Annotated in this window: 14 protein-coding genes; 1 reads left to right on the forward strand and 13 read right to left on the reverse strand. The window is 44.5% G+C overall.

Going from position 1 to position 14,018, the window contains the following annotated elements; genetic code table 11:
- Positions 1–32 precede the first annotated feature (32 nt).
- From ESV85_RS05475 to ESV85_RS05485, 3 genes are all read right to left on the reverse strand, one after another.
- Complete coding sequence (locus ESV85_RS05475; protein ID WP_146915520.1) at positions 33–362, reverse strand: DUF4133 domain-containing protein; 330 nt, start codon at positions 360–362, stop codon at positions 33–35.
- Positions 363–390: 28 nt separating this feature from the next.
- Entirely contained in the window at positions 391–717 is a 327-nt protein-coding gene (locus ESV85_RS05480) for a DUF4134 domain-containing protein (RefSeq protein WP_146915522.1), read from the reverse strand.
- 63 nt (positions 718–780) lie between these two features.
- Positions 781–1,215, reverse strand: a complete 435-nt coding sequence (locus tag ESV85_RS05485) for a hypothetical protein (protein ID WP_146915523.1) — start codon at positions 1,213–1,215, stop codon at positions 781–783.
- Positions 1,216–1,540: 325 nt separating this feature from the next.
- On the opposite strand from ESV85_RS05485, the gene ESV85_RS05490 reads away from it, so the two are divergent.
- Positions 1,541–1,780, forward strand: coding sequence for a winged helix-turn-helix domain-containing protein (locus ESV85_RS05490; protein WP_146915525.1), 240 nt, complete (start codon positions 1,541–1,543; stop codon positions 1,778–1,780).
- 236 nt (positions 1,781–2,016) lie between these two features.
- On the opposite strand, the gene ESV85_RS05495 is transcribed toward ESV85_RS05490, so the two are convergent.
- The 10 genes from ESV85_RS05495 to ESV85_RS05540 form a co-directional block, all read right to left on the reverse strand.
- On the reverse strand, positions 2,017–4,287 hold the full coding sequence (locus ESV85_RS05495; protein ID WP_146915527.1) for a xanthine dehydrogenase family protein molybdopterin-binding subunit: 2,271 nt from the start codon (positions 4,285–4,287) through the stop codon (positions 2,017–2,019).
- 12 nt (positions 4,288–4,299) lie between these two features.
- Entirely contained in the window at positions 4,300–4,758 is a 459-nt protein-coding gene (locus ESV85_RS05500) for a (2Fe-2S)-binding protein (protein WP_146915529.1), read from the reverse strand.
- A gap of 94 nt (positions 4,759–4,852) precedes the next feature.
- Positions 4,853–7,102, reverse strand: a complete 2,250-nt coding sequence (locus ESV85_RS05505) for a xanthine dehydrogenase family protein molybdopterin-binding subunit (protein ID WP_146915531.1) — start codon at positions 7,100–7,102, stop codon at positions 4,853–4,855.
- A gap of 215 nt (positions 7,103–7,317) precedes the next feature.
- Positions 7,318–8,427 (reverse strand): aldo/keto reductase, encoded by a 1,110-nt coding sequence (locus ESV85_RS05510; protein ID WP_146915533.1) that lies wholly within the window; start codon positions 8,425–8,427, stop codon positions 7,318–7,320.
- 64 nt (positions 8,428–8,491) lie between these two features.
- Positions 8,492–9,739: a PQQ-dependent sugar dehydrogenase gene (locus tag ESV85_RS05515; protein ID WP_146915535.1), complete on the reverse strand. Its 1,248-nt coding sequence runs from the start codon at positions 9,737–9,739 to the stop codon at positions 8,492–8,494.
- A gap of 46 nt (positions 9,740–9,785) precedes the next feature.
- On the reverse strand, positions 9,786–11,393 hold the full coding sequence (locus ESV85_RS05520; RefSeq protein WP_146915537.1) for a carboxylesterase/lipase family protein: 1,608 nt from the start codon (positions 11,391–11,393) through the stop codon (positions 9,786–9,788).
- A gap of 43 nt (positions 11,394–11,436) precedes the next feature.
- Complete coding sequence (locus tag ESV85_RS05525) at positions 11,437–12,288, reverse strand: aldo/keto reductase (protein ID WP_146915539.1); 852 nt, start codon at positions 12,286–12,288, stop codon at positions 11,437–11,439.
- An 82-nt stretch (positions 12,289–12,370) separates the two neighbouring features.
- Positions 12,371–12,799, reverse strand: a complete 429-nt coding sequence (locus ESV85_RS05530; protein WP_146915540.1) for a helix-turn-helix domain-containing protein — start codon at positions 12,797–12,799, stop codon at positions 12,371–12,373.
- A gap of 37 nt (positions 12,800–12,836) precedes the next feature.
- The gene (locus ESV85_RS05535) at positions 12,837–13,445 is read right to left on the reverse strand and encodes a flavodoxin family protein (protein ID WP_146915542.1); all 609 of its coding nucleotides are present in this window, start codon (positions 13,443–13,445) and stop codon (positions 12,837–12,839) included.
- Between the two features lie 12 nt (positions 13,446–13,457).
- On the reverse strand, positions 13,458–13,901 hold the full coding sequence (locus ESV85_RS05540; protein WP_146915544.1) for a nuclear transport factor 2 family protein: 444 nt from the start codon (positions 13,899–13,901) through the stop codon (positions 13,458–13,460).
- Positions 13,902–14,018 lie beyond the last annotated feature (117 nt).

A 14,018-nucleotide genomic window follows, 5' to 3' on the forward strand; every position in this document is an offset into this window, starting at 1 on the left:
ATGAAGGATTGATTTAGTATTGGGATATAGGGTTATTTACTTGTGGTTTTCACCTTGCGGAAAACCCCTCTGGATTTGAGACGGATCGCATGGGGAACCTGGCGATAGGCAAGTTTTTTGCCTAGTCCATGTTCCCCATAGGTTTTGCTGAACCGGTAGACCTGGATGACCAGAATGGTTCCTGAAATCACTACAATTGCAAGGCACACAAATGGATTTATTCCCAGAAAATATAGGATGGCAAAAAGGATAAGTAGTGCCAGCACACCGGCGCCGAGGTACCAGATGTACTGGGCTTTTAATCCCTTGAATTCTATGGGTTTGTTGATCCCTTTGTTGATTTTATAGATGCTGTTGGCCATGGCTTTGGAGATTTGGATAGGTGGTTGCTTAGACTCCGAAGAAGGATTGGATGACTGTGGCTACTACCACAAGAAACACACAGCTGCCGAACCAGGCTGCGGCAACTTTTCCGGTGTCGGGATCACCTGCATTCCATTTTTGATAGACTTTCACTGCCCCGATCAGACCGAGAATGGCTCCGATGGCATACATCAGACTGGTGCCTGCGGCAAAGTAACTTCTGACCTGACGGTCTGCTTCGGCTATTCCTGCCAGGCCATCCTGGGCCTGTGCTGTGATGGAAATTAATGAGAGCAGGAAAGCACCTAAGAAGAGTTTTTGGTTTGTGGATTTGATTAGGATTGGCTTTTTCATAGGGAGGGATTTTAGAAGTTTTGGTATGTTTTTATTGGAGTTTAGGGAGTAAGGTTAATTGGATTATTCTGTCCAGAGAGTTTCCAGCTCAGATTCGCTGATATCGTGGCGGGTTACTTTGGGTATGTTCTCTGAGAGGTAGTTACCAATGGCAACCCGGTAGGCGGGATCCCGAAGCCCGGGGTGGCTGGACAAAACCTGGCTTAGCTGCTCAAGCATAAGATTCTTGTCTGTTATATTTCCCGCTCTTCCGAGTGTGCCTTGGAGTTCCGCAACCGTGACCTCCAGTTCTTCAAACAGATCAGTTTTGGTTGGGTCAGTCCTACTCTGATGCCGTTCCTTTTCCTGCTGACCGGAAGGATTGAACTGCATTGATTTTCCAGAAATCAGACTGCGGAGTTCTTTGGGGTAGTATAGTCCGATGATGATGAGGTAATAGGTTGTGATGCCTATTGCCAAAGTGATGAAGTAGTTGTTCCAGGTAATTGCTTCCAACATGGGATTTCTGTTTTGTTGATGCGGGTTTGTTTTCCGCTGACAGAAGCAAATTTGTGTGTTGTAAATCCCTGTATTTTACACCGTTGTGGTAGCTACCAAAAAAAGTTATGAACTTATTTATAGAGAATAAGAAAGGGTAGATGCATTCATTGACCTGTAGAGATTGGTCAGGGGAATATGGGTTATGTTTTGGAGGATTAGTTTTTTCATATGATAAGGCTACCGTTGGTTTTTCTCAAATTGTGGATAGAATCTTTTGTCTAGTAATACTTCAGGTTAAATTTAACTTATAATTAGAATTCAAATGAAACAGGCCTAATTGAGCATGAACAAAGAAATCCGTATACGCTGCTGGTTTGAGATTGACGGGATAAAATTTTTCAGTCCCGGTCCGGCCAGACTTTTGGAGCTGATTCAAAGTAAGGGATCTCTTTCAGGGGCAGCAAAAAAGATGGGCATGTCTTATAAAAAGGTCTGGGATTTAGTGACGGATCTCAATACCAGAGGGCAAGCCCCTCATGTTGTCTCCCATAAAGGAGAAGGAAGGGAGGAGAAGCGGAGTTGACAGCCAAGAGAGAAGAGATTGTAAAAAGATTCCGGGAGTTGAACAATAAGCTGATTGATTTATAAGATTCAGAAAGGGATCTTTTATACATCGATAAGAATAAAAATTACCGAAATGTATTGTTTTGCTCCGGTTTTATATCCTAAGTGGAACCCTAAACGAATATGCTTTTTTCTTAAAGAGAGAATGGTTCTCCCTGGATAGGAGAACCATGTTCGTTATTTTAAACCAACAGATTACATTCTCAGATTTTCCATCTGCATAATCTGTGGCTGGAAAGGCTGATCATACAAACGCTTGCCGGTTGCTTTGTAGAGTGAATTGCCCAAAGCAGCGAATACAGGAGGGAAGAGCGGTTCTCCCAATCCAGTTGGATCTTCAGTACTTTCAACGAAATGAACCTCGATTTTCTTTGGAGCTTCGCTGTGGCGGATCATGCGGTATTTATCGAAATTTGTCTTGGTAGGAACTCCGTTTTCGAATGCCATTTCCCCATAGAATGCATTGCCGATTCCATCGACAATCGCGCCTTCGCCCATATTTGCTGCTGCATCAGGATTGACGACTATACCGCAATCAACTGCCGCAAATACATTTTCTACCACAGGCTGATTGTCTTTTATACTTACATCAATGACTTCAGCTACATAAGAATTATGACAGAAGTAAGCAGAAACTCCGCGAGATATTCCATTCGGCACGGAAGACCAGTTTGATTTTTCCCTGACCAGTTCCAGTACTCCGGCATACCGCTTAGGATCATAATCATTTCTTTCCCCTACAGGGTTGGTCTCTGCTCTTTTAAGCAATTCCAGACGGAATTCGATCGGATCTTTTCCCATTTCTTCGGCCAATTCATCCAGAAAGCTCTGTTCCGCTCCTGCGATAAAGTTTGATCTGGGTGCACGGAAAGCCCCGATTGTAATGTTGGACTCGATCTGCCAGCCTTCAGCCAGATAATTGTCAATTGCTCCTGCAGGAAATCTATTGGCATGAAGGGGAGATTCGGGAATTCCCCCTGCTTTTATATGAAGAGCAAGTAGGTTATTGTTTTCATCCAAAGCAGCTCTGTAAGTGGCAGAATAAGTAGGTCTATACACCCCTGCACTCATATCATCTTCCCGGCTATACACCATTTTCACAGGAGCCTGGATTTTTTGGGAGATCAAGGCTGCCTCTACCAAATGATGGCTATAGGCTCTTCGACCAAAACCACCTCCCATTCTGGCAAGGTTGATCTGAATATTTTCTTTAGGGAGGCCCAGGCTACTGGAAAGGGCATTCATAATGGATTCCGGAGCTTGGGTTGGGCCATAGATTACTGCCTTGTCACCTTTTACATCTGCAAAAGCGTTCATAGGCTCCATGGTATTATGTGCCAAGAAAGGAGCAGTATAAGTTCTCTCGAGGACTCGGGCAGCTTTTTTAAAAGCTCCCTCAGGATCCCCGTCTTTTCTTTGAACATTTCCCGGTTTGGTGATATACTCAGCCATCTTTTCTTTATGTGCAGCAGAGTTTTCCAAGCCTCCAGGGACTTTAATGTCCATATTTTGACCTCCTCTACCCGCCATAGGGAAAGTGGAGTCAGGAGCTTTCTCCCATTCTACATTCAGTTTTTTCTTTGCCTGCATCACTTCCCATGTGCTATTGCCAACGATGGCGATTATCTCCGGGAATGTCGTTGTGTCAAAGAAGTTTCGTCCATAATCATCCTTGAAAACTTTCACTTCAAAGGCATCCTGAATTCCCGGCAGGGAAGTGACTGAGCTTTTGTCAAATGATTTCAGCTTCATACCGAATGCCGGAGGATGGACGATGGCAGCATATTTCATCCCTTCCACTTTATGGTCTAATGCAAAAAGAGGTTTTCCTGTCACAATTTTGGCTCCATCCACGTTCTTTTTGGAATTACCGATGATCTTGAAATCTGCATTTTCCTTCAGTTTCACTGCCTCGGGATCCGGAGCTTCAAGGGTTCCTGCCAGCGATGCCAGTTCACCATAACCGGCTTTTTTACCAGAACTTTTATGTTCTAGCATTCCTGTACTGGTGGTGATTTCCCCTGCAGGTACATTCCAGGTCTGCGCAGCAGCATTTATGAGCATATATCTGGCTGTAGCACCAGCTGTTCGAAGCGGTTTCCAACTTGAACGCACACTATTGCTTCCCCCAGTAAACTGTCTTTCAAATCGTTCCGGATAGAAGTCTGCTTGCTCTACAAAGACGTTTTTCCAATCCACATCCAACTCATCAGCAAGGATCATTGGCAAGGAAGTTTTGACGTTTTGGCCAAACTCAGGATTCGGGTTGAAAAGTGTTACGGCTCCATTTTCACCGATTTTGATATAACTGTTTATTGTAAACCACTCATCAGGCATGGTCAGTACTTCTTCAGCGGTGGGTTTACATCCAGCCAGCCAGCTAAAGCTTAGCATCATTCCTCCTCCTGCCAGTGTAGAGACTTTCAGGAAAGATCTTCTGTTTAATTTTTTATCAATTAATGTCATGATTTGCGCGGATTAGAGTGATTTAGAAGCAGTTTTTATGGCTGCTTTGATTCGGGTATAGGTACCGCAGCGACAGATGTTCCCGTTCATTGCATAGGATATTTCTTCATCTGTAGGATTGGGATTTTCAGCTAAAAGTGAAGCGGCAGTCATTATCTGCCCGGATTGGCAATAGCCGCATTGGGGTACATCATGTTCCAGCCAGGCTTTTTGCACTGGATGATCGCCTTTTTCGGACAAGCCTTCTATGGTAACCACTTTTTTGTCTTCAATCACACTAACAGGGTAGGAGCAGGATCTTACCGCCTCGCCGTCTATGTGAACGGTACATGCACCACACTGGGCGATGCCGCAACCGAATTTGGTGCCGACCAAATCAAGATGATCTCTCAATACCCATAACAGAGGGGTGTTGGGATCGACATCTACATTCATTAATTTTCCGTTGATGCTTAAATTATACTGTGCCATAAGTGTTGTATTTATCTCTAAATTAATTATTTACAAGGAGTGTTGCTTACGAAATTCAAACGAAGCGTATTTTCTGCCATCGAATTATTACTATTTAAAAGGATTCTAACTTCAACTGATTGATAAAGGGCTGATCATAAAACCGTTTGCCGGTTGCCTGATACAGTGCATTAGCCAAAGCGGCGAAAACAGGAGGGTAGGCAGGTTCACCGAGTCCAGAGGGATCTTCTCCATTCTCCACAAAATAGGTTTCTATGGATTCGGGAGCTTCCTGCATTCTTATCATTCGGTAAGTATTGAAATTGGTTTTGCTGACAACTCCTTCTTCGAAAGTCAATTCTCCATACATTGCCGTTCCTATCCCATCCACTACTGCTCCTTCACATAGGTTTTTGGCAGCGTCGGGATTCACCACCAATCCGCAATCAACTGCATTGGTCACTTTATCGATTTTCACTTCACCATCAACAATTCTCAGATCCAACACCTGGGCTGCGTAGCTGTTGTGACAGAAATAGGCAGATACCCCTCTGGAAATCCCTTCCTTCGAACTTCCCCAATTAGCCTTTTCCCTAAGCAATTCCAGTACTTTGGCATAGCGATCCGCATCGTAATCATTTCCATCTCCCACAGGGTTTGCTTTGGCTTTTGCCAATAATTCCAAGCGGAAATCAATCGGGTCTTTGCCTGCCGCCTCGGCAACTTCATCCAAGAACGATTGTTCCACGCAAGCCATAAAATTGGATCGCGGGGCACGAAATGAACCTGTGGTAATATTGGAAGGTACTTCCCAGCCTTCTGCCAGATAATTGTCCACAGCACCAGCGGGGAATCTATCCGGATATAATGGATTCTCGGGAAGCCCTCCGGCATTGACATGAAATGCGGTCAGTTGATTGTTTTCATCCAACGCCGCCCGGTAAGTTGCCTGATAGCGTGATCTATAAACTCCTCCGGTCATATCATCTTCCCGTGTGTAGATCAGTTTGATCGGCGCGTCCATTTTTTGTGATATGACTGCAGCTTCGATGAGCCAATGTGCGTAAGACCTTCTTCCATAGCCACCACCAAGTCGGGTCATTGCTATTTCTATGTTTTCCAAGGGAATTCCCAGTCTGGAAGAAAGTGCCTGTTCGGTCAATTCCGGTTTTTGCAAAGGACCAGCGCACTCCGCTCTATCACCTTTTACATGGGCAAAGAAATTCATCGGCTCCATGCAGTTATGTGCTAAAAAAGGGCCAGTGTAACTTCTTTCTATGACTTTGGCGGCTTTGGCAAATGCAGCTTCAGGATCGCCGTCTTTCCGTTGGGTTTTGGGTTTTTGTGCTGCTACTATCATTGCCTGCTCTTGGGATGCAGCTCCTTCCAGACCTTTCGGTACTATTCTTATCCCTTCCCTGCCTAACATATCCCGCTTCTCTTCATAGGCTTCCTGAATCTCCCATTCTGCTTCGATAACTTTCTTTGCCTGCATTACCTGCCAGGTACTTTCTCCTACGATAGCGATGAGATCTGTGAATTGGACGGTGTCAAAAAATGTTTTTTTGTAATCGTCCTGAATAGACTTGATCCGGAAAATATCCGCAATTCCCGGCATGGTACGTGCCTTAGAATCGTCAAAAGATTTCAGTGTTTTGCCAAAAGCAGGGGGATGGACGATCATGGCGATGAGCATTCCTTCCCGCTTGGTATCTATGCCAAACAGTGGTTTTCCAGTCACTATATTTTTGGCTTCTACATTCTTTTTGGAGGTCCCGATAATTTTGAAATCCCCTGTGTTTTTTAATTGGACTTCCTCAGGTACCGGCATCTTAGCCGCCAAGGAAGCAAACTCACCGAAATTTGCTGATTTGCCTGATCCCTTATGGGAAATGGTACCTGTTTTCACAGTTATTTCATTTGCGGGAACATTCCAGCTCTGGGCTGCTGCAGCTACCAACATCGCACGGGCAGTTGCCCCTGCGGTTCTAAGGTTGGTGAAACCCGAGCGGATAGCTTGACTTCCACCTATGAACTGTCTCGTGAAGTATTTGGTATCCAAATCCGCCTGCTGTACGACGACATCCTTCCAATCCACATCGAGTTCTTCGGCAACGATCATCGGCATGGAAGTCTTCACATTTTGTCCGCCTTCCGGATTCGGTGACATGACAGTTACCAGCCCGTTTTCGCCGATTTTAATAAATCCATTGAACTGGAACCATTCTTTAGGCATCCCCAAAGCGTTTGCTTCCTTAGGTTGGCAAGCCGCCAGCCAGTTGAGACTGAGCAGCATCCCACCTCCGGTAAGTGCGGAGACCTTGAGAAATGAGCGGCGGTTGATTTTAGTGCTTGCAGTTTTCATGAATATAGTTTCACAGATTTTTAATCCAGACTTTTTGTGAATAAAGCCATCACTTTCGTCCTTATCTCCTCTACGTCAAACATAGATCCGAAGTGGGGAGCGTCTTTGGCAATAATCAATTCATTGGGTACTTCTTTTACCTTCAGCCAAGAAACCAGTAAATGAGATTTAATTTACTGATTTAAAAGGTGATATGCTTAGGTGTAGTTTAGAATTTACTGATCAACCAAAGCAGATTCTTTCGTACGGACACCCAGCAATTCGAATTTTTCTATTTCAGATCGAATTTCAGTTAACTCGCTTTCGCTAAACCTCACTTCTAAAGCTCCGAGGTTTTCTTCCAAATGCTGGGGGCTGATTGTTCCCGGAATAGGCACGATAAACGGCTTTTGGGCAAGTAGCCAGGCAAGGGAAAATTGCGCCATGGTGATCCCTTTTTTCTGTGACCATTCCTCGACAATCCGCAAAAACGGCATGTTCTGTTCCAATCCCTCAGCAGAGAAAAATGGCAACTGAGAACGTCTGTCCAATTCGTCAAATCGGCTATACTCATTAAACCTTCCCGTCAGAAAGGATCTCAATGTCGGTCCCCAAGGCACGAAACCTACTCCAAGCTCTTCGCAAATATCCAGAATTTGGTTTTCGGGAAATCGCTCACCTAAGGAGTACTGGGTTTGCAGAGCAGAAACAGGCAATTCAGCATGAGCTTTTCTCAAGGTATCGGGGGCAACCTCTGATAATCCCCAGTGTTTTGCTTTTCCTGCTGCTATGATTTCTTTAAATGCTCCTGCTACTTCTTCAATCGGAACCTGTGGATCCCACCTGTGCAGATAAAGGAGATCAATGGTTTCCACACGAAGCCTTTTTAAGCTACCATCGACCACTCTTTTAAGTGATTCAGGGCTGCTGTTTCGTCCCATACGCTGCCTGTTTTGGATCTCGAAACCGATTTTAGTAGCAATTTTGATTTGACCTGTGAATGGTTCCAAACCTTCACCAACAACTTCTTCGCTGCCATAAGGGCCATAAACTTCCGCCGTATCAAAAAAGGTGACTCCACGCTCTACTGCTTTGCGAAGATGGGCGATCATATCCTGTTTTGGTGGGGTTGGATTATAAGTGCCCGCCACCATACTCATGCATCCCAGACCGATCCCTGAAACTTCTAAATTGCCCAGTTTTCGAGTGGGGAGATCAGCTGATAAGTTCAGGCGTGGTTTGTCACCTGAGCTCATTGCCAGTGCAGGAGTCATTACCATACCGGCTCCCGCCAATGCTGCATTTTTAAAAAACTCCCGTCTGTTGGATTTTATTTTATTGGTCATGTTTCTCTATTTACTTTAAATTCTGAATCCCCTTGAAATGATCCATCCCAAGGGGATATTTTACTTATTGCCTGTCGATTTTATATAATCTTCCAGCATCTGTAATGGCATAAAGGGCATTATCCAATCCCTGAATAACATCCCTGAACCGTTGACTTTCGCCTGACAGCAATCTTTCTTCTCCTACCACTTTATTATCACTGTCGATTACCAGTCTGGCTATATGCGTACCGCTTAAGGCTCCGATAAATAGATTATTTTCCCATTCCGGAATTCGATTTCCTGAATAAAATGTAATTCCACTTGGAGAAATTACCGGATCCCAATAATAAACCGGCTGTTCCATGCCTTCCTGTTGCTGGATTCCATCACCCATAATATCACCGCTGTAATCAATGCCATAGGTAATCACTGGCCATCCGTAATTAGCTCCCGGTGTGATGAGATTTACTTCATCCCCTCCTCTGGGTCCAAATTCACTTAGCCATAAGTCACCGTTGGTGGGATGGAAGGCCAAACCCTGCGGGTTTCTGTGTCCATAGCTATATAACTCCGGCAAAGCTCCGGATTCCTCAAAAGTTGGATTCCCTGGGGCAGGTTGGCCATCTGTAGTGATCCGTACGATCTTCCCCAATCCGGTACTTACCGATTGTGCCAGAGCTCTTGTGGCTGGCCAAGCTCTTTCTCCGGTACTCACTACCAGATTTCCGGTTGCATCAAAAAGGATACGTCCACCATAATGTGCATTGCTGTTATCTGCTGGATTGGCACGATAGATCACTGCCGGATTTTCGATGGTACTTTCATTGTCAGCAAGTCTGCCTTTGGCAACTGCTGTCATATTTCCTCCGGCGCTTTGCTCAGAGAAAACCCAATAGACCATTCTATTATTGCCAAAATCTGGGTCAACACATAACCCCAGTAATCCTCCTTGCCCGGCAGGATTGACGGGTGGCAGACCAGTGATCGCTCCGCTCAGTTCTCCTGAGGTGGTAGCAATCCGCATCTGGCCTGCCTTTTGGGTGATTAACAACCTTCCATCTGGGAGATTGGTGATTCCCCAGGGAGCTGTCAAATCAGAGGATATAACAGTTGCCTCAAATGGGGTTTCAGTAGTTACACTTCCAATTCTTGTTTGACCTTCAAAAGCTGGCTGAAAGTTTGAGTTTGGCGAATTCGTTTCCACCGGTGTGCCTACTTCCTGCTCCTGACCAGTGTCTTGATCATCGATCAGGCCATCATCTGCGGTACAACTCACATGTAGCCCCAAACTGATGATGGAAAAGAGAAGAATAAATTTTGATGTTTGCATGTGGTTGTAGTTTTAGTGGTTGTTGGATAATCAGAATCTAAGGGATTTAAAAACCGAGTCTAGTTTGCAATTTGGTGCGATTCTTAAATGCTTTTTCCAACACATCGAATCGTGCTTTTCTAGGATCGGGGGTGCTAGTCACTTTTCCGTCGAGCGTTATATCCAAAATCTCTGCTTCTTGAACGTCGTACTGAGGCCATTCAGGAAGGTTGTTTCCGTTAGGATTTCCGGTTTTGGCAAAATTGGCCCAATAGCTATTCATGATCCGTGCTAACTCCTTTTCCTCTTCTGTTGGCTCACCTTGGGCTCCCCATCTTGCATTCAGCGTGTTAAAGACAAAAGAAGTTTCCGAACCATGCCCCGCTCCATAAGGAGATCGCTCTCTTGCAGCAGGAGGGACGTATCCAAACTGCCATACGTAAACTGGTTGGTTCTCTTCGACGAACGCTCTTGCCGACATCCGAGCTGGCTCGCCCCAACCCCAATCGGTCGTAAACTTGGTCAGGACTTCATTGAATTCTTTGTTACCATCTGGATCGTAAGCAGCTTTGGCTTCTGCTTCCAATTCACCGAATTGTGAAAAAAGCTCTTCTTTCGTTTGGCTGGCATTGATAAATCCGCCACCGATTTCTGCACTTGAGCTTCCGATCATCAACGGAACTTTTGCCTGTCTTCCGGCTTGATAGGAAGTTTCGGCAGTTTCCACAACGAGTTCTCCATCCAGAATAGGACCTGAATAAGTTCTGGCTCCCGTGCTGTCATTTTCCTGACCACCATCTAAAATTTCTTCGATGCTCAATGCACGAAGTTGATCCAGTGCAGCTTTATCAGTTCCTTGAATGCCGTATCTTTTTGCAAAGTTGATTCCGATGGTTTCTGCCGAAACTGGGTACAATTCATCAGCATTATCTTCTCTGATAGGTCTTCCGGTTAAAACCCCATCACGTCCACCTCCGGATTCGCTGATGGCTTTATGAAAAAGTCCATTTGCTGATGGAATGCTTAACAGGGAATGCACAGCAACTCCTCCAGCAGAAAAACCGAAAATTGTCACATTATCAGGATCTCCACCAAATTCTTCAATGTTGTCCTGAATCCATTTCAGCGCAGCGATTTGATCCATGTAGGCATAACTTCCTTTCATTTCTTCAGGATGCTCCTGGCTCAAAGCCGGAAACGCAAAGTGACCCAATCTACCCAACCTGTAATTGATGGTTGTCAAAATAACCCCCTGCTTCGCAAATGCATCTCCCGCTGAGCCTGGACCTGCACCACTTCCACCTGTAAATCCTCCTCCATGAAGCCACACCATCACCGGAAGTTTCGCTCCCTTTACTGCGTCAGCGGGTTTCCATAGGTTCAGGAATAGACAGTCCTCTGATGTTTTGGCTGTAGATCCCGGCCAGGTTCGTTGCGGACAATCGGCACAATATTCCGTGGCATTTTTCACCCCTTCCCATACTTTGACTGGCTGGGGAGGTCTCCAACGAAACTTTCCGACAGGAGGCGCTGCAAAAGGAATCCCTTTGAAACTGGTGACATCGCCTTCCGTCGCTCCCCGGAGTGAACCAGAGCTTATTTTCACGATGGGTTCCTGAGCATATCCTGTAATTGCTATCAGGAAAAATAAGCTGATCAATAGGGTTTTTTTCATTTGATTTAAGGTTGGAGTTGGAAGTTTATTGCTTGATTGATGGCTATTCCTCTAATTTTCTACTGGTCAGCCATTTGACCATATTTGGATCCCGATGATCAAAGAAGGAGCTTTCCTTTTGATCCAGAGTTTCTATCAGCTTGATGTCTTCAGGACTGAGTTCAAAATCGAAAACATTGAAATTCTCGGCCATCCGTTCTTTTCTGACTGATTTTGGAATCGATATCACCCCACGCTGGGTCAACCATCGGATCACAACTTGTGCTATGGATTTCTGGTAGTTGGCACCGATAGCAGCTAAAAGCTCATTACTAAAAAGCCCATTTTTTCCTTCTGCAAAAGGCCCCCAAGATTCGATTTGAATGTTGTTTTCAGTTAGAAATTGCTGGGTCTCGATCTGTTGGTGGAAAGGGTGCGTTTCGATCTGATTGATAGCAGGAACGACTTCATGGAATGCCATCAAATCCACCACCCGGTCAGGCTGAAAATTACTGATGCCAATCGCACGGATTTTACCCTCTTTGTACAGTTCCTCCATCGCTCGCCATGATTCATGGACATTTCCGAAAGGTTGATGGATCAGGTAAAGATCCAGGTAATCCAGTTGGAGCTTTTTCAGGGATTTCTCTACTGCGGCTTTGGTCTTGTCAAAACCTGTGTCTTCAATCCAAAGCTTGGTGGTGATAAACAATTCTTCCCGTGCAACTCCACTGTTTTTAATTGCTTTACCTACTGCTTCCTCATTTTTATAAGAAGAAGCAGTATCCAATAATCTGTAACCAACTTCGATTGCATCTATTACACTTCTTTCACATTCTGCCTGATCGGCGATTTGAAAAACCCCAAAGCCCAAAATGGGCATTTTTACTCCATTGTTTAATGTTATGTTTTGCATGTCAATTCTCTTTTTTGTTTGATTAGATGAACTAGAAAAGCCAAGGCCACATGGACCTGGACTTTCTTTCTTGTAACCCAATCTATGTTTTATGTTTTCTGTTCTCATTTAATGATTTGCGGAACTGGGAAGGATTCATATTCATCGCTTTTTTGAAAAAGTTATTGAAATGAGTCACTTCTGTGAATCCCAATGCATAGGCTATTTCAGACACGTTCCAGTCAGTTTGCTTCAAAAGTCGTTTGGATTCAGCAAGAATTCTCCCGCGAATAATCACTGAAGTTGGTTTGTTGTTTATTGCTTTGACTGATCTATTGAGATGGTTTACATGGATATCCAGTTTTTGAGCAAAATCTGATGCAGACCTAAGCTTAAGTGTATTGCGTAGATCAATAATGGGAAATTGACTTTCCAACAATTCGAGAAAATTTGCATTGATCCTGTTTGCTGCAGAATTTGAATGTTCTTCAGTATTAATCTTTACACATTTTTTATTCGCTGTCTGAATCATAGCTTATTCTAATCTTTTTTGCTGCGTGGATGATCGCTTAGTAGCCCAAATCACTCAGCCAATTATTGACAGCAATTCTTACTTCTACTTCCTTTTCCCCTTCCATGACAAATAATACCCCATCCCTTTCTATCCCTCCTGTAGTAGAGTAGCCTTCCAGAATGTTACTTCCCGGGCATAGCTCCTCTACTGAGTCAAAGCTGCTTCCTATTCCATAGCCTGCGTTGGTATTGAATGGAATGACCGTTTTGCCGCTGAGGTCATTTTCACTCAGGAATGTTTTCATCGGTGGGGGCAGCTGCATTCCCCAGGTCGGAAATCCCACAAACACAGTTTCGTATTTTGAGAGGTCAACCGTTGTTTTTAATGGAGGCAGTACTCCCGTCTCATTTTCCTGGGCAACCTGGGCTACAATAGCTCCATAGTCTTCAGGATAAGGAGTCTCCAACTCCAGACTTACCAAAGTCCCGCCTACCTTTTTCTGAATCATCTCTGCTACCGCTTTCGTGTTTTTGGTACGGGTGAGATAGACGATGAGGATTTTATCCGAGTCCATTTCAACCGGATTTATATCAGCCTCAGTTTGAGTTTGACTGGTGCAGCTCAAGGAGCTAAAGAGGAAAATGAAAAGGAAGAAATACTTCATGGATTTTTATTTTTACCGATCCCCAGGTCCCATCAATTTGGTAAAGGAAAGTGAACCCAACTTCCAGCCTTCGGCTTTTTTGATGTAAACCTCAGTGACTTCGAAAGGATTGGTGACTTCATTGCCTCCAACTTCGGCGATCAATGTGATGCGGTTTAATAGAATAGCAGTGTTATCGATAATTTCAACGGAAACTTCATGGATATCCGCTTTCTTATACCAGATTCCGCCACTGCGGATGATGTTCACTTCTTGCTCTTTGCCCCAAGCACCGCCCATATGCACAAAAACTGATTTGTCGTCAAAGAGCTCTGCAAGTTTATCGGCTTCTTTGTCTGCCATCCACTGCCATTTGGTTTTGGAGAGTTCGATGATTTCTTGTTTGGTCGCCTCTTGTCCAAAGGAGATTTGTACTGCGGAGAACATTAAGAAGAATGCTAGAATTGTCTTTTTCATATGCTTATAATTGTTTTTCAACGGTCATATGGAATCTCGCTTTGTCGATTCATCCCTATGTGTTTCGCGTTCGACATGCTCGATTTCATGGTTGATGGGTTGATTTTGTTTCTTAGT

It is taken from the genome of Algoriphagus aquimarinus (assembly GCF_007997215.1).
GTDB classification, from domain to species: Bacteria; Bacteroidota; Bacteroidia; order Cytophagales; family Cyclobacteriaceae; genus Algoriphagus; species Algoriphagus aquimarinus_A.

Excerpts from the sequence above, each read along its gene's own strand:
- ESV85_RS05525 (WP_146915539.1), bottom strand. The coding sequence starts at position 12,288 with ATGCAAAACATAACATTAAACAATGGAGTAAAAATGCCCATTTTGGGC.
- ESV85_RS05520 (WP_146915537.1), bottom strand. The coding sequence starts at position 11,393 with ATGAAAAAAACCCTATTGATCAGCTTATTTTTCCTGATAGCAATTACA.
- ESV85_RS05500 (WP_146915529.1), bottom strand. The coding sequence starts at position 4,758 with ATGGCACAGTATAATTTAAGCATCAACGGAAAATTAATGAATGTAGAT.
- ESV85_RS05515 (WP_146915535.1), bottom strand. The coding sequence starts at position 9,739 with ATGCAAACATCAAAATTTATTCTTCTCTTTTCCATCATCAGTTTGGGG.
- ESV85_RS05485 (WP_146915523.1), bottom strand. The coding sequence starts at position 1,215 with ATGTTGGAAGCAATTACCTGGAACAACTACTTCATCACTTTGGCAATA.
- ESV85_RS05530 (WP_146915540.1), bottom strand. The coding sequence starts at position 12,799 with ATGATTCAGACAGCGAATAAAAAATGTGTAAAGATTAATACTGAAGAA.
- ESV85_RS05505 (WP_146915531.1), bottom strand. The coding sequence starts at position 7,102 with ATGAAAACTGCAAGCACTAAAATCAACCGCCGCTCATTTCTCAAGGTC.
- ESV85_RS05490 (WP_146915525.1), top strand. The coding sequence starts at position 1,541 with ATGAACAAAGAAATCCGTATACGCTGCTGGTTTGAGATTGACGGGATA.
- ESV85_RS05510 (WP_146915533.1), bottom strand. The coding sequence starts at position 8,427 with ATGACCAATAAAATAAAATCCAACAGACGGGAGTTTTTTAAAAATGCA.
- ESV85_RS05540 (WP_146915544.1), bottom strand. The coding sequence starts at position 13,901 with ATGAAAAAGACAATTCTAGCATTCTTCTTAATGTTCTCCGCAGTACAA.
- ESV85_RS05535 (WP_146915542.1), bottom strand. The coding sequence starts at position 13,445 with ATGAAGTATTTCTTCCTTTTCATTTTCCTCTTTAGCTCCTTGAGCTGC.
- ESV85_RS05475 (WP_146915520.1), bottom strand. The coding sequence starts at position 362 with ATGGCCAACAGCATCTATAAAATCAACAAAGGGATCAACAAACCCATA.
- ESV85_RS05495 (WP_146915527.1), bottom strand. The coding sequence starts at position 4,287 with ATGACATTAATTGATAAAAAATTAAACAGAAGATCTTTCCTGAAAGTC.
- ESV85_RS05480 (WP_146915522.1), bottom strand. The coding sequence starts at position 717 with ATGAAAAAGCCAATCCTAATCAAATCCACAAACCAAAAACTCTTCTTA.